Genomic DNA, 20,274 nt, shown 5'->3' on the forward strand with positions numbered 1-20,274 from the left:
AAGATGACCAAAATGCGTCGCTGGTATTCCGTTCCTTATTTTTTCTGGCTGGTGTTATTTGTGATTGCGCCGGTGTTATTGATCGTCTATCAGTCTTTCTTTGATATGAATGGCAATTTCACCTTCAGCAACTATCAAACCTATCTCGCCAGTGGCAAGTATTTGACCATGACCTTAAACTCAGTGGTTTACGCCTTTTTTATCACGATCTTAACTTTAGTGATTAGCTATCCCACGGCTTATTTTTTGACCAAACTGAAACACAAAGACCTTTGGCTGTTGTTGATTATTTTGCCAACTTGGGTCAACTTACTTTTGAAAGCTTATGCCTTCATTGGGATTTTTGGCGTTCACGGGGGGATCAATAACTTTTTGAGCCTCTTTGGCATCGCACCAAAGCAGATTCTCTTTACCGACTTTAGTTTCCTCGTGGTAGCAACCTATATCGAGCTACCCTTTATGATTATGCCGATTTTCAACGCGTTGGAAGAATTGAATCCTTCCTTAGTGTTTGCCAGTCGGGATCTGGGGGCCAATAGCTTTGAGACTTTCCGGCGGGTGATTTTCCCCCTTTCTTTAAACGGGGTGAAAAGTGGTGTGCAGGCCGTCTTTATTCCTTCATTGTCACTATTCATGTTGACTCGTTTGATCGGAGGAAACCGAGTGATTACCTTGGGAACCGCGATCGAACAGCATTTCTTGGTGACACAAAACTGGGGAATGGGTTCGACGATTGGCGTGATTTTGATCATCGCCATGTTTATCGTGATGCTCCTCACGGGGGAAAAACGTAAAGGAGGTCGCCGAGCATGAAAAAGAAATTTCGCTGGTCCAATCTCTATTTGGCGCTAGTCTTTATCTTGTTGTATTTACCCATCTTTTATTTAATCTTTTATTCCTTCAATGCCGGGGAGACCATGAACCATTTTAGTGGCTTTTCCTTACAACATTACCAGGCAGTATTTGCAGATACGCGCTTGATTATTATCGTGTTAAATACGTTTATGTTAGCCTTTTTGTCTGCCTTATTGGCGACGGTCATCGGTACATTTGGAGCGATGGGGATTTATTATACAAAAAAACGGCGGACCCGGACGGCCTTGTTGTCTGCTAATAATATTTTGATGGTATCACCAGACGTGATTATCGGTGCGAGCTTTTTGATTTTCTTCACCATGATTGGCAATGTGTTTAAAGGCTTTTCATTAGGCTTTGTCAGTGTTTTGCTAAGCCATATCGCCTTTTCGATTCCCATCGTCGTGTTGATGGTTTTGCCAAAATTACAGGAAATGAATGATTCGATGGTAGACGCTGCCCGCGATTTAGGTGCCAGCAACCTGCAAGTCTTGCAACACATCATCTTACCTTTTTTGACACCAGGGATTATCGCAGGGTACTTCATGGCATTTACTTATTCCTTAGATGATTTCGCTGTGACCTTCTTCGTCACGGGCAATGGCTTTAGCACCCTTTCTGTGGAAATCTACTCTCGGGCCCGACAAGGGATTAGCCTGGAAATTAATGCCTTGTCTACTTTGGTCTTCTTGTTCTCCATGATTCTGGTGATTGGCTACTACTTCATCAGTAAAGAAAACCGGGTTAAGAAACCGGGACGTCTACGCCGCAAGGGAATGGAGGTGCCAGAAATCCGATGAAACGACTACAATCATTAGTAATCGGCATCGTGGCCATCATTGTCATCTTATTTTTAGGTGTCAAACAGCTGGAACACGCCACAGGAATGGCTGGTGCCCAAGTCGTCAATATTTATAATTGGGGCGACTATATCGATCCCGAGCTCATTACCAAGTTTGAAAAAGAAACAGGCTACAAAGTCAATTATGAAACGTTTGATTCCAATGAAGCCATGTTTACCAAAATCCAACAAGGGGGGACGGCTTACGATATCACCATCCCTTCTGAATACATGATTCAAAAGATGATGAAAGAAAATCTCTTGATGAAACTGGACCACAGCAAGATCAAAGGCTTAGAAAATATCCATGATGATTTCTTGGATTTAAGTTTTGATCCTGGCAATCACTACTCGATTCCTTATTTTTGGGGCACCCTTGGAATTGTCTATAATGACAAATTCATCGACGAAGGGGCCATCACATCTTGGAATGATCTCTGGGATAAAAAATACCGGGGCACTTTAATGGTCATCGATGGTGCTCGGGAGGTCATGGGGATTGGCTTGCAAAGCTTTGGGCACTCCTTGAACTCCAAAGATGATGCTCAGCTGCAGGAAGCTTTCGAGTATCTGAAAGGCTTGACGCCAAATATCAAAGCCATTGTCGCTGATGAAATCAAGATGTACATGGCCAATGAAGAAAGCTCTTTGGCCATCACTTTTTCCGGCGAAGCTGCCGATATGATGTATGAAAATGAACATTTACACTACGTCATTCCTAAAGAAGGCTCCAATCTTTGGTTTGATAATATTGTCATCCCCAAAACTGCCAAAAATGTCGAAGGGGCTTATGCCTTTATCAATTTCATGCTGGATCCCGAAAATGCCGCTCAAAACGCGGAATACATCGGCTATTCCACACCAAACCAAAAAGCCGAAGCTCTTTTACCAAAAGAAATCTCCGGCGACACCCAGTTTTATCCGACAGATGATATGTTGGAAAACATGGAGGTCTACGAAGATTTGGGACCTGAGTATTTAGGCATTTACAATGATCTCTTCTTGGAGCTGAAGATGTACAGGAGATAATGGCAAAACTCAGTAAGAATGGGGATTTATCAACGTTCTAAAGAGCGAAAAAACGTCTTTTTTCTACCTGAGTTTTCCAATCTTCTACCAAAAGCGGCTAAAAAGCCGCTTTTTTTGTGTTATTTTATTTTTTCTACCACGTTTTTCTACCAGAGAAAAGTGGCTGAGAAGACTATGAGGTAGGGGATATTTCAGCATGGTAAATAAAGCGGTTTTAAAAAAATTTAAAAGGAGTAGAATGAAGACAAGAATTACAAAAAAATTTTGAAGATAAGTCACTTGGTAGGAAAATAAGGAGTGAAAAAAATGATCAATCAATTGCTTCCATTTTCGGTAAATCAAAGCCTCTTGAACATTTTGATTGCTTTCACATTTGTTTGTTGTGTTATTGCGTATGTTACCAAACTGAATAACGGATTTGTCTTTACTGATCTCACGAGACTTTTATTTTCAAAAGTTTTACCAGATGAGAAGGTTGAGAAACGCACGGGAGAAAAAATTTCAACGTTCATATTCAAATATATTCAACCCACGTTGTTTATTCTTTTACTTTTCCATGAGAATGTATTACTGCAAAGATTTGGAATTCTCGGGATTTTACTATTCATTATTTATTTGGCAGGTAACTATTTTAGAAAGCCAGACTAATATTTATCAAATTTATTCAATATGGAGGTAAGAAGATTGTTTATTGCGAGCATCTTTTTGTTAGTTTTGATGATTCTATTTACCCTAATAGGAATACAGTTTCGCCGTGGTAAATGGCTAAGATTAATTGCGGGCAATACATTCGGTGATATAGCTAAAGAAGACGCAGCTAGAATAGGGAGAAAAACAGGGATAATGATGTATTTTGCAGCATTCATTTGTCTCTTTGTTGCTTGGTGGCTGTTGTTTAGTGATAATCAAGTACTATTGTGGATTGTAATGGGCATCTCACTAATTCTAAGTAGTATTATTCTTGTTTCTAGCTTGAAAAAATGGATTAGAGATGGCTACTAATTAGTTTGAGGGTTAATTACTTATTTAGAGGGAGGACAGATGATGGCAGTAGAGGATAAGGATTTTATTCTTCGGCAAGTAAAGCAACTTGCACGAGGATTAGGAATGATGCTGAGTAAGAACACATTAAAAGAATTAATCAACTATGAGCAATCTGAGGCAGCTTCGTTAAGTGATGAGGAGATAGAAGCAATCATTTTGATGACAGATGTCGAATCTAAAGTAAAACAAGAAAATTTATTAGCAAAAGAGATGGCTGAAAAAGTTGGAATGACTAAGGATGAATGGCAAGAGCTGATACAAGGCGGTCGTTTGCCTACAACAGTGGAGAGCAAAATATTATCTGATTATTTATCAAACTAACTTGTAGTGATAAAGACATGGTGACAAGTTAAATTATTGAAATGGAAGTGATTGGGAATGAAAATAGTAGTGTTAGCTGGTGGAAAAAGTGATGAACATGATGTATCAATGTCATCTGGTAGCATGATTGCAAATGCTTTAATCGCAAATGGACATAAAGTTTTATTAATTGACTTATCACAGGGGGTATCTGACGTTAATAATTTCGATGAGGCTTATATTAACTATTATACTAGCCACTACGATGCAACTATTTCCTCAAACTTTGTGAAACAAGAAGGAAATGAAATCGGAGAAAATGTGTTAGAAATTTGTTTGACGTCAGATATTGTTTTTCTGGGCTTACATGGTGGAATTGGTGAGAACGGTCAATTAGCTGCACTGTTTGATATATACGGAATTCAGTATACGGGATCAGGTTATCAGGCTAGCTTATTAGCAATGGATAAACAGCTTTCAAAGGAGATTATGCGAATTAATGGTTTACCGACAGCGAATTGGACAATAGTTTCAGAGAAAAGTGACTTGTTTTCGATAAATCTTCCTGCTGTTGTGAAACCTTTGGATAACGGTTCAAGTATTGGTGTAGTTTTAGTTGATACTAAGGATAAATTAGTACAAGCTATTGAGGAAACAAAGGACTACACAAAATCAAGTAAGATAATGGTTGAGGACAAAATTGAGGGAAGAGAATTTTCTGTCGGAGTATTAGGCAACAAGGGTTTACCAGCTATAGAGATTCGGCCTATAAATGGTTTTTATGATTATCATAATAAATATCAAAAGGATATGACTGAGGAGATTGTACCTGCACTAATAAGTTCAGAATTGACTAGTACCTTACAGAGAATGGCAGTTGAATTGCATAATATATTAGGTTTAGAAGTTTATTCAAGAACAGATTTTATTGTTACAGAAGATAATGAAATATATATTATTGAAATTAATTCCTTGCCAGGCATGACTCCGCAGAGCCTATTACCTCAAGAAGCGAAAGCTCTAGGTTTAAGTTATGAGGAATTATGCGAAAAAATAATAGAATTGTCACTATGTAAGTATCAAATAGATGACTAGGATTTCTCTTATTTTGACTATTTTAGTAATGTTATAACATATATTGGTGAGAAACTATAAAATCACGAGCTATTGAGTATATAAATAGGAGGTAAAAATGGCGCGTAGTACAACCACGTATGACATAGTTTTGTCATGTCCGACAGATGTCGAGAAGGAAAAAGAAGTTATAAAGAAAGTGATTGATGATTTTAATAGAACAGTGGGAAATAATTTATCGATAAACTTAAATTTAAAACATTGGTCAACAGACTCATTTGCTCAATCTGGAGAACCTGCTCAAAATCTATTAAATAAGCAATTTATTGATGATGCAGATATGATTATCTGTATATTTTGGGGGAGAATGGGAACTCCTACAGAAAGATACGAGTCTGGAACGGCTGAAGAGATGCTAGAGGCAATTGAAAAAGGTAAACAAGTATTTTTGTATTTTTCTAATGCACCTGTAGAGATAAACGCTGTCGATGCTGAGCAGTTATCGAGTGTTAGGGAATTCAAGAAAAAAATCCAGGAAATGCAGATTGCTTACTACAAGACTTATAATGATTTAGAGGAGTTTAAATCTGTTATTACAACTGATTTGAATTTATATTTTATACAAATGAACGAATCCTCTAAAAGAAGCTTAATCGATCAGAAAAATCAAAAATCCAATATAGTGGTATCTGGGGTTAAAAATAAAAAAATAATAGATTCACTGGTATTTGAAAATATTTCTTTAAGAATAGATGAGTTTTTGACGTCCAGATTATCTGTTATTAAAGAGCTTTTACAGCAAGTTAATGAAATAGAACTTTCTACTCATGAAGAAAAGAAGGTAATAACTAGCTTAGGAGAAGTACGAATTAATATTTTTGAAACTGCGCCTTATGAGTATCCAGAAGAATACATTGAAGTTATAAGAAGCTTTGCTGAAAAAAAATCAATAGTTTTAAGTGACAACTTTTTTGAAGTTGGAGATTTATGTATTCAACATAAGCCAGGATATATGAATGTCTTAGGTGGAGGTGGGGTGGTACGTGAGTTTACTGGATCACAGGATGCAAAAAATAAGCAAAGTCTGGTAAAAAAGGTTTTTTTAAGTATTACAGAATACTTAGAGTGGTTAGAGTATGCTAACCACTTCAGAGATATTGGTTTAGTTAGGCTCAGTCTATCTAATCAAGGAACTATTTTTGAAACGGATATAACAGTACTTTTGAAGTTTCCTAAAAACGGTTATATACCATTTAAAGAAACAAATCCGCCGGGGGAAAATATTATTGAAATGATTAATGAAAATGATTTTGTAGAAAACTTTTTTGGAGATGTAAATTCTGTAGAAATTAATTCATTTGACTATCCAACAAGAGCTTTGAATTCAAATTTTTCAAGTCCGATCCTATCTGGGTACCGCTATAAAAAAAGCTATGAATCAATGATAGAAACGTATTTTGATATGCAAGAATGGTTAAGTTGCTATGAAGAATATGAAGAGGAGGGTGATATAGTTCAAAAGTATTCTTTTAAAGAATTGAAACAATATACAAGTATAAGTTTTCCAACAGCTTTACTATTTAGTAGTAATTTAGAAAAACTAGAAATAGAATATGAAATAATCTCCAGAGAGAATCCGTCAAAAAAACAAGGTAATATTAAACTAGATGAATAGTTTTAACGGGAATAATTTTATAGAAAGACAAACTCCAGGTCGGGTTTCGCCACAAGCGAATTACCCGATCTGGGGTTTTGTCTATTGCAAGGAGGCGCAGCCGGACTGCATGAATAAAGCCCCCGGTTCTAACAGGGGGCTAACAAAGAACAGGAAACTGTGACAACTACCCATTGGGGAGTGTCCTAGCAGTGTTTTCTTTGTCACATGCTTATAGAGCTTGTCACTTTATTTTGATGATGGATACGCTGCGTTTAACAGACGTTCTTTCTCGACTTCCATCACGAATGGTAGATAGAGATATTGCTGTTCTAGTAGGTATTGATTGTCCGCTGTGTACTGATAAGAAGCGGTTTCTTTTGAATAGACCAACGGAGCAATTCGCACATCGCCGGTTGGTTGATTGATTGAGTATAGAAGAATGGCTTTTTCAACTAGTTTCTTTGGCAAATGTTTTCCAAAATAGGAATAGGATTCTTGAGTTGCTAAATAGACGAGTAAGCGATCCACACTAAAGTTGGAGAAGGTAAAGGGCATCATGTGCAGAATATGGTTTTGATTATCATGGTGTAAATAGAGCTGCGCTTCTTTACCAAAATTGGTGGAACCAAGGTAAAGCTGCTTTTTCTCATCGATACATTGGAAAGTAAACTGATCTTGTTTAGTTGGTGGAATGAGGTTTGTAATAAAAAATTCAAGCATTCGATCCATTTCTTTTTCACTAACAAGACCTGCTTGTTTCATTTCGTCTACTATCAGTCCTTCAATCTTAGGATCAAGCTTACCTGCCTTCTTTTGAAGCATTTCTAAAATGTATTGATTCTCTTGATCACCATACAAAAGATATTCGTTGGTGACATGACCCACCTCTGCAATTTGGTGAAGGGTCTCGGTTTTTGGAAGATTAATCCCGCGTTCCCAATTATTGACAGTGCTTCGTGGTAGATCACCAATTAGTTTGCCAAATTTCTCCATACTCAACTTTAACTCTTGGCGAATCTGCCGAATTCGATTGCCGACTGCTTGCTTGTCTATCTCCATGAAAACTCCTCCTCAGGATGAATTCTTAAATTTAGTATACGTGCGTACTTAAAAAAAGTCAAAACATATTGACTTAAAATAAATACAAGCGTACAATTGATGTGTACTTAAAATAAGTCCAATGGTTCTTTGACAAGTAAATAGCAGAAGGAGGTTTTTCTATGAATCAAGTTAATCAACATGATCTCGGGGAATCGATTCGAGTTTCTCGAGAAGAAAGGGGGTGGACCCAGCGATATTTAGCAGAAAAAGTGGGGATTTCGAGATCGTTATTATCGAAAGTAGAAAAAGGAACGAGACAATTAAGTGCAGAAAAATTGAATCTTGTATTGGATAGTTTGCAAGAAGAGCTTGTTCCGGTTAATCGTGTTCTGATTGATTATCTAACCATTCACTTTTTCTCGAATCAACATTTAAAACTGATTGAGGCAATCATTGGCATGCCCATTGAACGCTTTGAGGAACTGGATTATGCACCAAAGGGCTATATTGGGCAATATGTGTGGAATCAAGTAATCACGATTCGGTATTCCATTGACGATACGTTAAAAGGAACCGTAATGGAGTTTTCAGGTCAAGGCTGTAAACATCTTGCCATGCGTTTGAAGACCGCAAAATCCAACTGGCAAGAGTTCTTCCGTAAGGTATTAGCTTATCAGGGAAATTTTACACGGATTGATTTTACTTTAGATGATTTTGTGGGGAGTCTTAGCATTCCAGAACTTAAGCGTAAGGTAACACTAGGCCATGTGTGGACCACGTTTCAAGTGAGTGAATTCCATGGTGGGACGGATATCACAAACAATGAATCAAATGGCGAGACCTTGTATTTAGGCTCAAAGAAGAGTCAGTGTCGCTTTTGTTTTTATCAGAAGGATTATGAACAACGCAAAAGACGAGGAATTCCTTTAGAAGAGGCAGAAGTGAAAAATCGCTTTGAACTACGGTATCGAAAAGAGAAAGCTCAAAGCTTGGCAAAGATTATTTCAAGAACCCATGATTTAGCCAAACTGTTCTTTGAGTTACTTAATGGCGCAATTTGTTTTTATGACCGTGATCCAAATGATCCAGGTGCAAAAGTTGATAAAAAATGGGCAGCCTTTATTGGCAATCACAGCGCAATCACCATCTCTTTAGAGACCATTCCTCAAAGTTTTGAGAAAAGCATGAATTGGTTAATTCACAGCGTTTCGCCATCGCTAGCTTTTATTGCACAGGTGGACCAAACGTTTCATTCTTCCTTGTTATCTTTGATTATTGAACAAGGGGAAATGAATCCAAGACAAATTAAACTTCTCCAAAATATGAAGGCAGACCCGGAGTATTATCAGGAGGAGGTTGAATATTATGAACGAAAACTACAAAGTATATCAAATGAGAAAACAAGCTACTAAAAAAGCAAAGTACTGCTTACACAACAAGTTGTGCAACGTACTCCGCCTCGACAAGACGAGTATAACACAACCATTGAATGAGAAACAATTGATTATAAAGAGGATTAATTTAAAAGGAGTAAAGTATCAGGGGGTGAGAGAATGGAAACAAAATGTGATTTCATGGTAAATCGTGCAATTTTGATAGAGATGGGCTTTAAACCTAGTCAAGCTGCACGAATGATTAAAGAGAGCAAAACGTATCTTGCAAGGGTTGAAGGTATAGATTTTTATAACAATCGCCAAGTTGGTGTGGTGCCATCTCGAGTGATTGAACATCTTTTCCACGTTCAAGTTGCGGAATAAACAGTACAAGCGCGGTACAATTAAAGTAGCTTTTCTCGAGTATAGAGAGGAATGGTACGATGCCAAAAATTAAAAATATTTATCAAGACAAAAAAACAAAAAAATGGTTCTTTCGAGCATATCTAGGTATAGATGAAAATGGAAGAAAGGTTCAGAAGACTAAACGAGGCTATGCTTCACAAAAAGATGCCAAAATTGCTTATGACAAGTACATGGAAACGCATGATTTTAACAAGACAGTTCCTAATCAGTTGTGTTCTACCAATCAAATGACTTTCGAAGAGTTTTACAAGGATAGGTTTGTAAAATGGTATGAGAGACAGGTGAAAAGTCAAACATATGAGAATGCGCAATTTATATTCGAAAAGCGAATGCAGTTTTTCTATCATTTTCGTGTTCGAGATATTACAAGTCACGATATTGAGGATTGGCTATTTGAACTAAGCCAGACAGAGTCACGTAATTCACGGAAAAAAGTCAATGGCGAAACGTTATCAAAGTCTTATATCAATCGGATTCGGGGACACTTAAAGATTGTATTGGATCGGGCTGTTAAAGAGGGGGTGATTGCTAAAAATCCCGTTGAAGATGTTTCTTCGCTTCCCTCTGAGAATAAGAAAGTTGAGTTTTGGGAACACAGTGAGTTTCTAAAAGTGATGAATGAATTGAAGGACGATAAGATTCAAACCCATCATCGGAAGATTGTGTATGAAATGCTCTTTTATACTGGCATTCGGATTGGAGAACTTGAAGCTTTGTCTTGGTCAAATGTAGATTTCGAGAAAAACACGATAACGATTGAGAAGACACTAATTTATAATACAAAAAATGATTGGTACTTCTCGACTCCAAAAACTAAATGTGCTTATCGAACGATTGGGATGGGGAAGAAGCTTTCCTTAAAGCTCAGACAGTGGTATGACTTGCAAAAACGTATTGGAAATTTTGAATATGTTGCTCAGTTGGACGGAACCTTTACGCCACCTTATTCTTTCGCAAACTGGTTAAAAGAGGCTGCTAAAAAAGCGGGCGTCAAACCTATTAAGCTTCACGCGCTACGACATTCTCATGTTGCATTTCTAATTGAACAGAATATTCAACCACTATCTATTCAAGAACGATTGGGCCATGCGAATATTCAAATTACTTTAGGAACTTACGGTCACTTATATGCAAAGTCAGATCAACAAGTAGTTAACGCGATTGATTATGTTCAAGAGGGCGCTATTCTTTCGAAAAATGACGATTTATTGCCAGTCTGAGTTTTCCACGATTCTACCAGAAGATAGACAAAAGCTTTTGCACCAGTATTTTCAGTTGAGTTGCTCCTGTTGAAGATGTATAGGAGATAATGGCAAAACTCAGTAAGAATGGGGATTTATCAACCTTCTAAAGAGCTAAAAATCCTTCTTTTTCTATCTGAGTTTTCCAATCTTCTACCAAAAGCGGCTGAAAAGCCGCTTTTTTTGTGTTATTTTATTTTTTCTACCACGTTTTTCTACCAGAGATACTTTGCTAGAAAAACTTTGCGATAGAGATTTTTACCAGACGATGTTGAAAATAAAAAGACAGAAACGCTTGACTGTATATAGACGTTCATCTATATTGTATATAGATAATTATCTATATACAGTTAAATAGGAGGTCCTCCATGGAAAAATATGAACAGATTGCTACCATCATGAAAGCCTTGGCTGATCCAAAAAGGTTGAAAATTGTTGACTTACTTTCTACAGCTGACTCTCTTTGTGCATGTGAAGTGTTGGAGCATTTTGACTTTACTCAACCGACCTTATCACACCACATGAAGCTTTTAGAGAAGGCAGGCATTGTCAAAGTAACGAAAAAGAGTCAATGGCATCATTACGCTTTACAGGAAGATTTTGTTGAGGATTTCCTAGTAATTTTGAAGGAACTTCTTATCAAAGAAAAATCAATTAGCTAGTAAGCGATAGGAGTCTTATGAATGAACAATGGATCTACGGAAGTAACTGAAAAACCTGCAATCAATTTTTTCGAGAAGTATCTAACGGTTTGGGTATTGTTATGTATGGCAGCAGGTATGCTAATCGGGAAGTTTTTACCCAGTGTCGCAGACCGATTAGAAAGCTATCAAGTGTTAAATACCAATATTCCAATTGCTGTTTTAACTTGGGTTATGATTTTCCCAATGATGATGAAAATCGATTTTAAATCAATACTGAATGTTCGAAAAACATATCAGGGAATTATGATTTCTAGCATTACAAGTTGGCTAATTAAGCCGTTCTTGATGTTTGGCTTAGCTTCCTTCTTCTTTTATGTTGTTTTTAGCAATTTTATCCCAGCAGACTTAGCAAAAGACTATGTGGCTGGAGCCGTTTTGTTAGGGGCAGCGCCATGTACCGCTATGGTTTTTGTTTGGTCAAATCTTACCAAAGGGGATCCAGCGCATACCTTGGTTCAAGTATCAATTAACGATTTATTAATCATTGTCCTATTTGTACCAATTGTTTCCTTCCTTTTGGGAGTAAATAATGTGTTTGTGCCATGGAATATTCTCTTCGCCTCGGTATTACTTTTTGTGCTAGTACCCTTAGTTGGCGGGGCATTGACGAGATACTTCATGATAAAACGGAAGGGCATTGATTACTTTAACAATCGCTTCTTACCAAAGTTTGACTCCATCACAACGATTGGCTTGTTATTAACATTGGTAATCATTTTTACGTATCAGGGGGATATTATTTTAAACAACCCATTTCACGTTCTCATGATTGCCGTACCGTTAGTCTTACAAAATATTATTACCGCAAACTTTGCTTATTTTACTTGTAAATGGACAAAACAGCCTCATAATGTGGCAGCGCCAGCAGCTTTGATTGGTGCTTCAGACTTTTTCGAGTTGTCGGTTGCCGTAGCAATTACGCTTTTCGGTGTCAATTCGCCAGTTGTACTTGTGACAACAGTAGGCGTTCTGACAGAAGTGCCTGTTATGTTGTTATTAGTCAAATTGATCAATGGAACGAAAGATTGGTTTCCAACAAAAGGAGAAAATGAATGAAAAAAATCTATTTCTTATGTACAGGTAATTCCTGTCGAAGCCAAATAGCGGAAGGCTTTGCTAAAAAATACTTAGATGATTCTTGGGAGATTCGAAGTGCTGGCGTCGAAACGCACGGCCTAAATCCTAGAGCAGTGGCCGTAATGGAAGAATCTGGAATCGATATTTCGAATCAAACATCTGACTTGATTGATTTGGACTACTTTAATCAGTCCGACATGATTGTAACTCTTTGCGGTGACGCAGCGGATAAGTGCCCCACGATTTCAAAGAAAAGCACTCACCTTCATTGGGATTTAGTAGACCCCGCTAAAGCGAAAGGGTCTGAGGCAGAAATTAGCAGTGCCTTCCGAAATACAAGAGATGAAATCGAAAAGAGAATGATTGAATTATCGCAGCAGTTAAATGTGTAATTCAAAAAAGGGTGGGGTAAGGTATGTGGACTTGGATTAGCGACCAGCTACTAAAAATGGTTTGGCTAAATGATTTGATGGGGAAATTAATTGAGCGTTTTGGACTTTCGCTAGACAGCAAGATAGGGGCAAGTCTTCAGTTTTTTCTATTTGATACAATTAAGATTTTTATTTTATTAACGATCTTAATTTTTGTTATGGGGTACGTTCAGACTTTTTTTCCACCTGAAAGAACCAAGGTATTGTTGGGTGGCTTAAAAGGTTGGAAGGGCAATTTACTGGGAGCACTTTTGGGAACCGTTACGCCTTTTTGTAGTTGTTCTAGCATTCCCATCTTTATTGGGTTCACAACTGCTGGATTACCGTTAGGAGTGACCTTCTCCTTCCTTATTTCCTCACCGATGGTTGATATTGCGTCAATTATCATGTTAATGTCATTCTTCGGCTGGAAGTTTGCGATAGCCTATGTTCTTTTAGGATTACTACTAGCTGTCATTGGAGGTACACTCATTGATAAACTACACCTAGAGAATGAAATTCAAGATTATATTCGCGAAATGGAGGAAGGTCTTAGCCAAGTTGAAACCTATACCGTTAAGAAAAGAATGGCTTATGGTTGGGGGCAAGTGAAAGAGGTTGCCAGTAAAGTCTGGCTTTATGTATTAATTGGGGTTGGGATTGGTGCGCTCATTCATAATTGGATTCCAACCAGTTTTATTCAAAGCATACTAGGCAATAATAATCCGTTTGGCCTGCTAATCGCGACCTTAATTGGGGCACCTATTTATGCAGATATTTTTGGTGTTCTCCCGATAGCAGAAGCGCTATTCGCAAAAGGAGTACCTGTGGGAACGTTGATGACTTTCATGATGTCTGTCACAACCTTGTCTTTGCCATCACTAATCATGTTAAGCAGAGTGGTTAAACCTAAACTGTTAGGAATCTTTATTACAATTTGTATTGTAGGTATTCTATTGATTGGCTTTACTTTCAATAGTGTAGCTTTATAAAAAATAAGGGGATTAGATGATTATGGAAATTAAAATTGTAGGTCCAGGTTGTAAAAACTGTCAAAAGTTAAAAGAAAATGTGGAAACAGCAGTATCAGAGTTAGGGATGACACCAACAATTACAAAAGTTGAAGAGATGGCTGAAATTGTGAAAACTGGTGTGATGAAGACACCAGGACTGATTATTGATGATAAATTAGTTGTTAGTGGCCGAGTTGCAAAACCAAAGGAAATTAAGAAGTTATTGCAAGAAGTTTGAAAGAGGTCATTTATATAAAAATCACTAGACGTTGCGAGCTATTCGAAAGAAGTACAAAATAATACTGTAAAGATCAACGCCAGATTGGGTTTCGCCACAAGCGAATTACCCAATCTGGCGTTTTGTCTATTGCAGGAAGGTGCAGCCGGACTGTAGGAATAAAGCCCCGGTTCTAACAGGGGGCTAACAAAGAACAGGAAACTGGGACAACTATCCATTGAAAAGTGTCCTAAATGTACAAGACTTTTGGAAGAAACTATGAAGATAGAGTATACTGTGAAAAGTTTTTTATTACTGATAAAATAAACGGTAGAGAAATGAGGAGATAAAAATGGATATTAAGCAGTTAAGTAATGAGAATGCTCGTATCATTGCGGATACTTGGCATTACCCTGATCAATACGCTTTTTATGATTTGCAAGCCGATCCAGAAGACTACCAAGAAATCATAGACCCTCTTGCTCGTAAGGATTGCTATTTTCAAGTAACCAAAGATCACCATTTAATTGGTTACTTCGTAGTTGATGGGACTTCAGATGTTTTGGATATCGGATTAGGCTTACGTCCAGATTTGACAGGGCAAGGTTTTGGTGAGATTTTTTGGAACCAGATTTTCGTTTATATTCGTAATCACTACACGGCCCCGAAGATTCGTTTAGCTGTGGCCGAGTTTAATGTGCGGGCACAAAAATTGTACGCAAAAGTAGGATTTAAGGAAACCCGGCGTTTTCTTCAAACAACGAATGGTGGACAGTATCCCTTTATTGAAATGGAACGGGAACTGTCATGAACTATACTAGGATAGAGTAGCGAACCATTGTCTAAATCTCATCTTTTAAAAGCGAGAGCAAATATTAAGAACTATAGTATCTGAAGATTTCTTTTTACCAGGCTATTAAAAAACTGAAATAGGGATAGATCTGGCGGTATACATCTGTCTATTCGCTGCAGGGTAGTTAAATATGTAGCAATAGTCAAATGGTACGATGACTTGGGTCTTATATATATCCAAAGGCCTCTTCTCTTTATATCTTGTTTAACAAAATAGCAGTAATGGTCACGAGTTTGAGGGTACAAAAGGATCTTGTATGAATAGCTAGACAATAACAAACCAAATTTATTATAGCAGCGCAACTTCTTGACAAAACAAAATAACTTAGCTATTCTATCGTCGTGAACAGTGTTCATGTTGTCCATAAGGAGGTGTCAAATGAATAATGCGGTGAGCTCTAAAGAACAGCTGATAGCAGAATGTAAAGAATTGGTGAGGGTGCAGGGAATACAGGGGGTAAGTATCCGATCATTAGCCAAACAAGCAGGGATTTCTACAGGTGCCGTTTATAATTATTTTTCTTCCAAAAATCAATTATTAATTGAAACTATCGGAAGTATTTGGGTTGAAATTTTTCACTTGGCTGATGTAGAGCAAACCTATCCCCGCTTTACAGACTACTTGCGGGAGCTGTTAGCAAGTGTTGCAGAAGGCAAAAAACGCTATCCGCATTTCTTTTCAGAGCATGCGTTGGCTTTTTCTTTTGATGAGAAACAGCAGGGACAACAAGCGATGGCCAAGTATCGGGAACGTCTCAAGGAAAAGCTCTATCAAGGACTGAGGGCGGATACTACTGTTAGACAGGGCGTTTTTACTGCAGAACTTTCCCAAGAAGAAGCTGTGGATTACATCTTTGCGCTGTTTTTGACGGTGATCATCGAAGGAAAATCCCCAGAGAGTTTATTAAAATTTGTAGAAAACAGCTTGTATTAATTTTTTACACAAAAGTGAACCGTGTTCATATTGTTTTTTGAGAAAAACTAAGAGGGATCAAAAAATCTAGAAAGTAGGGAATCAGATGAAAAAAGCAATGAATAGCGCCTTGGTTTACTTGATTTTAGCCTTAGGTGCGGGAGTTTTTTATCGTGAGTTTACGAAGGCAAATCATTTTTCAGGACAAACCACACTAGGGGTGTTGCATCCGCATTTGCTGCTGTTAGGAACGGGGGTCTGTTTGCTTGTGGCGTTTGTGTTTAAAAACACTCAGCCTAAGCATCTTCATGCCTTCTTTACACTCTACCAAGTAGCCCTGCCAATGATGATCATAACGATGGGGTTACGGGGGATTGTCCAGGTGAAAGCAATCAGTCTATCAAAAGCCTTGGATGCCTCTTTGTCAGGAATTGCAGGTTTGTCGCATCTGTTACTAGCAGTTTCCTTGGTGTATTTTTTATTGGCGATTCGAAAAAACTATCTTCAAGAAAGTTGAGGACCAACAATGTCAAGTTTATTAATCGGTGCAATCGTGGCCATGGTGATGGCTCTGTCTTTTTATACAATTGGTGTCTTTGCCGAGCGAAAACAAGGGCGTTTGCTTTGGTGGCATGCGGTAATCTTTTGGTTAGGCTTCCTTTGTGATTCTCTTGGCACAAGTCTGATGAGTAGGATTTCCGGCGGGCACTTTTCTTTGACTCTTCACGGAGTTACTGGGCTGATCGCCATTCTTTTAATGGCCTTCCATGCGGTTTGGGCGACGGTTATCTTATTGAAAAAAGATCAACAAGCCCAGGTGAAATTTCATAAGTTTAGTCTTTGGGTATGGGTAATTTGGCTGATTCCTTTTGTAATGGGGATGTTTACCGGCATGATGTGAGGGAACTTTTAAAATTCTTCAGCGGTGATATTGTATGTGATGGCGAAGTTTTGAGGAGCTGGCGACGGCCCACTGATTTGGTGTAGGATGTCTGTTGAAACGCTGGTGGATACCCGCAAGTTGAGTCAACAGTCGCTAAATTACTTTTTTCATCTTTAGGCACTAATTTTTTGTTATCTGAGCAAAAAACTTAACTTACAAAAAGTAAGATGTTAAGCTGTTCCTAAATAAAGATGAAAAGAGGCTGTGTTGACGATGCTGACAGCAAGTAAATTTAAAATCGCTAAAGAAACTAAAATTGGCTATGTCGCGTTAAAAGTAGCTAATTTGGAAAAAATGACCCGCTTTTACCAAGAAGTGATCGGTCTTCAAGTATTGACTCAAAATGAGCAAGAAAGCCGTTTGGGGGTTGGCGAGGATGTCTTATTGCAGTTGAGGAAAATTGCCAATCCGTTACCGTTAACTCGCAAAACTGGACTTTATCATGTGGCCTTTTTAGTCCCTAGTCGGCAAGAACTAGGCAATGCACTGTTTCATTATTTAAGCGTCTCTGCTCCTTTGACTGGGGCTAGCGACCACGGCTATAGCGAAGCGTTGTATTTGACGGATCCTGAGGGAAATGGCATTGAAGTCTATCGGGATAAACCTAGAGCTCAATGGGATATTCGAGCAGACGGGTCAATTATTGGCGTCACGGAGGCGATGGATACGGAAGGGGTCTTGGCGGCAAGAGCAGCTCAATGGAGTGGCTTTGGCTTAGGAACGACAGTTGGTCATGTCCATTTGAAAGTTGCAGATCTGCAAGCCAGTGACCTGTTTTATACCGAAAAACTGGGATTGACCTTGACTAGCAATTTTGGTAGTCAGGCGAAATTCTTTGCTGCCGGGGCGTATCATCATCACTTGGGAGCAAATAATTGGCTAGGAAGTCACGTGCCTGCCATGAGTGACGCTGACTTAGGATTGGATTATTACAGCTTTTTATTGCCAAATCACCCTGCATTTGAAGAATTGGTGGCTCATTTGGAAGCGACTGAGGTGCATTTTGAACGGCAGGGAGAGCAGCTCTGGATGACGGATCCCAACGGTATTAAGCTGTTGATAACTGTTGAGTAATTATAAAAAATGGGGACAGACCGCTTCGTTTTTAGCGGCTTGTCCTCATTTTTTATTTGGTAGCTTGTTGTTAGCTAGACGACTTTCTTAAGGTTATCTAGCTAAATCAATTCATTTAGATTTTTTGAAGGAAGGCCCAAATCCTCTGCTACAGCGGCCAGAGTCAAGTGGCCTTGGTAAGTATTGACGCCACGATAGAGGGCTTTATTTTCTGACAAGACTTCGGCCAATGGTTTTGCTGCCAAACGTTTCATGTAAGGTAGTGTGGCATTACTCAAGGCGTAAGTCGAAGTCTGGGGTACTGCACCGGGCATGTTAGCCACCGCATAATGGATGACCCCTTCTTTGACATAGGTGGGATCATCATGGGTGGTTACCTGATCACCAGTTGCAAAAATCCCTCCCTGATCGATGGCGATATCGACAATTACCGATCCTTCAGACATGCCGGCAACCATTTCTCGAGTAACCAGCTGCGGGGCTTTGTGTCCAGGTAACAATACCGCACCAATAACTAAATCGGCAGTTCTCAGAGCTTCTCGAATATTGGTTTGGTTGGAGGCGAGGGTTTGGATTTGACCATTAAACTGGTTATCCAATTCTTTCAGACGGTTGAGGTTGATGTCAATGATGGTGACTTGGGCTCCTAAACCATTGGCAATCTTGGCAGCGTTGGTTCCAGAAATCCCCCCGCCGATGATGACTACTTTGCCTTGTTTGACTCCAGGAACACCTGAAAGGAGGACGCCTTTTCCGCCTCTTTGCCGTTCCAAAAATTGTGCGCCTAGTTGCGGTGCCATGCGGCCGGCAATCTCGCTCATAGGTGCTAAGAGGGGCAGGGAACCATCGTCGGTTTGGACATTTTCATAAGCGATGGCGTTGACCTTGGCAGCTAGGAGAGCCTCGGCAAGCTCACGGTTGGCCGCCATATGCAGATAGGTGAAGAGCGTCAGTCCTTCGCGGAAATAGCGATACTCTTCTTTGACGGGTTCTTTGACTTTTAAGACCAATTCGCAGGCCCAGATTTCGGCTGGTGTAGCGACGATTTTAGCACCAGCTTCTTGATACTGGGCATCGCTAATAGCCGAACCAATCCCGGCTTTGGTTTCTACTAAAACTTCATGGCCCAAAGCTACCAGTTCTACGACACCAGATGGGGGTAAAGCGACCCGATTCTCGTTGTTTTTAATTTCTTTTGCGATTCCGATTTTCATGTTACCACTTCTTTTACTTGTGATTGATGGTAGTTTCATTATAGCAAATCGCAAGCGTGACTACGGATTTTCTTTTTTCGGTGCTCAATTTAGCTATCCTCAACAAAAAAAGCCATCGATGGTGTCGATGGCTAGTAGGTCTCGGCTAGAGGGCGGTTGTTTTAGTAAATGTCCAATAATGAATAATCTGTGATTGGAGTTCTTCTGGCGTGTACCAGTTGTAGCTGTGATTTTTTTCATCATCATCGGCAGGATCTAAGACTTTGATCAAGCCGTCTTGCATTGCGGCTAATACCATGATGTGACCACGAGAGGTAAACTCGCCTTCAGTGACAGAAACCACCACTGGAATCTGATTTTTCAAATAGGTTTGGGCTTGTTGGAAATCATCTTGCAAGTCATGAAATTGGTAGCCATACTCTTTGGCAAAGGCGGGGAAGATGGACCAATCTGTACCAGAACCGGCGACATAGTACTCTTGATGACACCAATCCAAAATTTCAGGAGGAGTGACCGTGGTTTTTTCGTGATAAGAACGGATCATAGCTAAAGAGGTGATAGCACAGCCGTTTTCGTAGATCGTGCGCCCCCCATCAGTTCCATAATCTTGATAGCTCCAGTTTTCGTCTGTTTGGAGGAGCAGCGGCGTTTTGATGTTTTCGGTTGCCAACATATCATTGGTTTGTTGGGCATAGGTTGTCGCACTATCGTAATAAGTAGGTCCGGTGCTTTCGGGCTCGACATAGGCCATCGTCGAGTCGCAATGGGTGCTGTAGCTAAAGGCTTGGACTCCCAATAACCCCATGCCACAAAAAATCATAAAGATACCCAACACCACTAGCCCTGGTCGGCGTATCCGATTTTTTTGACGAGGGAGTAGGCGTCTTTTCTTAAAAACGGGGTGGTTAGCAACTCGCAGCTTCATGATGAACCTCCTTAGGTTGGCTGGTAAAAACTAGTCTTCCTTGATTGTCTT

Annotated in this window: 24 protein-coding genes; 21 read left to right on the forward strand and 3 right to left on the reverse strand. The window is 39.1% G+C overall.

Annotated features, from left to right (window positions below; translation table 11 throughout):
* Positions 1–3: 3 nt before the first annotated feature.
* The 8 genes from ACO03U_RS00845 (at position 4) to ACO03U_RS00880 (ending at position 6,818) form a co-directional block, all read left to right on the forward strand.
* Positions 4–813 (forward strand): ABC transporter permease, encoded by an 810-nt coding sequence (locus ACO03U_RS00845; RefSeq protein WP_161869812.1) that lies wholly within the window; start codon positions 4–6, stop codon positions 811–813.
* Complete coding sequence (locus ACO03U_RS00850) at positions 810–1,655, forward strand: ABC transporter permease (RefSeq protein ID WP_204684797.1); 846 nt, start codon at positions 810–812, stop codon at positions 1,653–1,655. The genes ACO03U_RS00845 and ACO03U_RS00850 overlap by 4 nt, the downstream gene beginning before the upstream one ends.
* Positions 1,652–2,725 (forward strand): ABC transporter substrate-binding protein, encoded by a 1,074-nt coding sequence (locus ACO03U_RS00855; RefSeq protein ID WP_161869810.1) that lies wholly within the window; start codon positions 1,652–1,654, stop codon positions 2,723–2,725. The genes ACO03U_RS00850 and ACO03U_RS00855 overlap by 4 nt, the downstream gene beginning before the upstream one ends.
* A gap of 306 nt (positions 2,726–3,031) precedes the next feature.
* A complete protein-coding gene (locus ACO03U_RS00860) occupies positions 3,032–3,373 on the forward strand; it encodes a hypothetical protein (protein ID WP_204684796.1) in 342 nt (113 codons plus the stop codon).
* A gap of 36 nt (positions 3,374–3,409) precedes the next feature.
* The gene (locus ACO03U_RS00865; RefSeq protein WP_204684794.1) at positions 3,410–3,727 is read left to right on the forward strand and encodes a DUF3784 domain-containing protein; all 318 of its coding nucleotides are present in this window, start codon (positions 3,410–3,412) and stop codon (positions 3,725–3,727) included.
* Positions 3,728–3,769: 42 nt separating this feature from the next.
* On the forward strand, positions 3,770–4,090 hold the full coding sequence (locus ACO03U_RS00870; protein WP_204684792.1) for a hypothetical protein: 321 nt from the start codon (positions 3,770–3,772) through the stop codon (positions 4,088–4,090).
* Between the two features lie 57 nt (positions 4,091–4,147).
* Positions 4,148–5,164 carry a D-alanine--D-alanine ligase family protein gene (locus ACO03U_RS00875; protein ID WP_204684790.1) on the forward strand — a complete coding sequence of 339 codons (1,017 nt, stop codon included), beginning with the start codon at positions 4,148–4,150 and terminating at the stop codon, positions 5,162–5,164.
* A gap of 97 nt (positions 5,165–5,261) precedes the next feature.
* On the forward strand, positions 5,262–6,818 hold the full coding sequence (locus tag ACO03U_RS00880; RefSeq protein WP_204684788.1) for a hypothetical protein: 1,557 nt from the start codon (positions 5,262–5,264) through the stop codon (positions 6,816–6,818).
* 228 nt (positions 6,819–7,046) lie between these two features.
* Here the strand turns inward: ACO03U_RS00880 and ACO03U_RS00885 are convergent, their stop codons facing one another.
* Positions 7,047–7,859 carry a helix-turn-helix domain-containing protein gene (locus ACO03U_RS00885; RefSeq protein WP_204684786.1) on the reverse strand — a complete coding sequence of 271 codons (813 nt, stop codon included), beginning with the start codon at positions 7,857–7,859 and terminating at the stop codon, positions 7,047–7,049.
* 161 nt (positions 7,860–8,020) lie between these two features.
* Between ACO03U_RS00885 and ACO03U_RS00890 the strand changes: the two genes are divergently transcribed.
* The 13 genes from ACO03U_RS00890 to ACO03U_RS00950 all read left to right on the forward strand — a co-directional run bounded on the left by ACO03U_RS00890 (position 8,021) and on the right by ACO03U_RS00950 (position 18,084).
* Entirely contained in the window at positions 8,021–9,253 is a 1,233-nt protein-coding gene (locus tag ACO03U_RS00890; protein WP_204684784.1) for a replication initiation factor domain-containing protein, read from the forward strand.
* Positions 9,254–9,394: 141 nt separating this feature from the next.
* Positions 9,395–9,598, forward strand: coding sequence for a DUF3173 domain-containing protein (locus ACO03U_RS00895; protein WP_048720931.1), 204 nt, complete (start codon positions 9,395–9,397; stop codon positions 9,596–9,598).
* Positions 9,599–9,657: 59 nt separating this feature from the next.
* A complete protein-coding gene (locus tag ACO03U_RS00900) occupies positions 9,658–10,860 on the forward strand; it encodes a site-specific integrase (RefSeq protein WP_137598500.1) in 1,203 nt (400 codons plus the stop codon).
* Between the two features lie 389 nt (positions 10,861–11,249).
* Positions 11,250–11,543, forward strand: a complete 294-nt coding sequence (locus tag ACO03U_RS00905; RefSeq protein WP_204684782.1) for an ArsR/SmtB family transcription factor — start codon at positions 11,250–11,252, stop codon at positions 11,541–11,543.
* A 21-nt stretch (positions 11,544–11,564) separates the two neighbouring features.
* Positions 11,565–12,641 (forward strand): ACR3 family arsenite efflux transporter, encoded by a 1,077-nt coding sequence (arsB, locus tag ACO03U_RS00910; RefSeq protein ID WP_204684780.1) that lies wholly within the window; start codon positions 11,565–11,567, stop codon positions 12,639–12,641.
* The gene (gene arsC / locus ACO03U_RS00915) at positions 12,638–13,054 is read left to right on the forward strand and encodes an arsenate reductase (thioredoxin) (protein ID WP_161869807.1); all 417 of its coding nucleotides are present in this window, start codon (positions 12,638–12,640) and stop codon (positions 13,052–13,054) included. The genes arsB and arsC overlap by 4 nt, the downstream gene beginning before the upstream one ends.
* Before the next feature lie 23 nt (positions 13,055–13,077).
* The gene (locus ACO03U_RS00920) at positions 13,078–14,064 is read left to right on the forward strand and encodes a permease (RefSeq protein ID WP_204684779.1); all 987 of its coding nucleotides are present in this window, start codon (positions 13,078–13,080) and stop codon (positions 14,062–14,064) included.
* A gap of 22 nt (positions 14,065–14,086) precedes the next feature.
* Positions 14,087–14,323, forward strand: coding sequence for a thioredoxin family protein (locus ACO03U_RS00925; RefSeq protein ID WP_204684778.1), 237 nt, complete (start codon positions 14,087–14,089; stop codon positions 14,321–14,323).
* A gap of 331 nt (positions 14,324–14,654) precedes the next feature.
* A complete protein-coding gene (locus tag ACO03U_RS00930; RefSeq protein WP_423104360.1) occupies positions 14,655–15,113 on the forward strand; it encodes a GNAT family N-acetyltransferase in 459 nt (152 codons plus the stop codon).
* A gap of 420 nt (positions 15,114–15,533) precedes the next feature.
* The gene (locus ACO03U_RS00935) at positions 15,534–16,088 is read left to right on the forward strand and encodes a TetR/AcrR family transcriptional regulator (protein WP_204684777.1); all 555 of its coding nucleotides are present in this window, start codon (positions 15,534–15,536) and stop codon (positions 16,086–16,088) included.
* An 85-nt stretch (positions 16,089–16,173) separates the two neighbouring features.
* On the forward strand, positions 16,174–16,584 hold the full coding sequence (locus tag ACO03U_RS00940) for a DUF2871 domain-containing protein (RefSeq protein ID WP_204684776.1): 411 nt from the start codon (positions 16,174–16,176) through the stop codon (positions 16,582–16,584).
* Between the two features lie 9 nt (positions 16,585–16,593).
* Positions 16,594–16,968 carry an HsmA family protein gene (locus tag ACO03U_RS00945; protein WP_204684775.1) on the forward strand — a complete coding sequence of 125 codons (375 nt, stop codon included), beginning with the start codon at positions 16,594–16,596 and terminating at the stop codon, positions 16,966–16,968.
* A 255-nt stretch (positions 16,969–17,223) separates the two neighbouring features.
* On the forward strand, positions 17,224–18,084 hold the full coding sequence (locus ACO03U_RS00950) for a VOC family protein (protein WP_423104362.1): 861 nt from the start codon (positions 17,224–17,226) through the stop codon (positions 18,082–18,084).
* A 101-nt stretch (positions 18,085–18,185) separates the two neighbouring features.
* Here the strand turns inward: ACO03U_RS00950 and ald are convergent, their stop codons facing one another.
* Positions 18,186–19,298 carry an alanine dehydrogenase gene (ald, locus tag ACO03U_RS00955; RefSeq protein WP_204684772.1) on the reverse strand — a complete coding sequence of 371 codons (1,113 nt, stop codon included), beginning with the start codon at positions 19,296–19,298 and terminating at the stop codon, positions 18,186–18,188.
* A 145-nt stretch (positions 19,299–19,443) separates the two neighbouring features.
* Positions 19,444–20,223 carry a C39 family peptidase gene (locus ACO03U_RS00960; protein WP_204684770.1) on the reverse strand — a complete coding sequence of 260 codons (780 nt, stop codon included), beginning with the start codon at positions 20,221–20,223 and terminating at the stop codon, positions 19,444–19,446.
* Positions 20,224–20,274 lie beyond the last annotated feature (51 nt).

Source organism: Enterococcus diestrammenae (assembly GCF_049384045.1).
GTDB lineage: Bacteria > Bacillota > Bacilli > Lactobacillales > Enterococcaceae > Enterococcus_C > Enterococcus_C diestrammenae.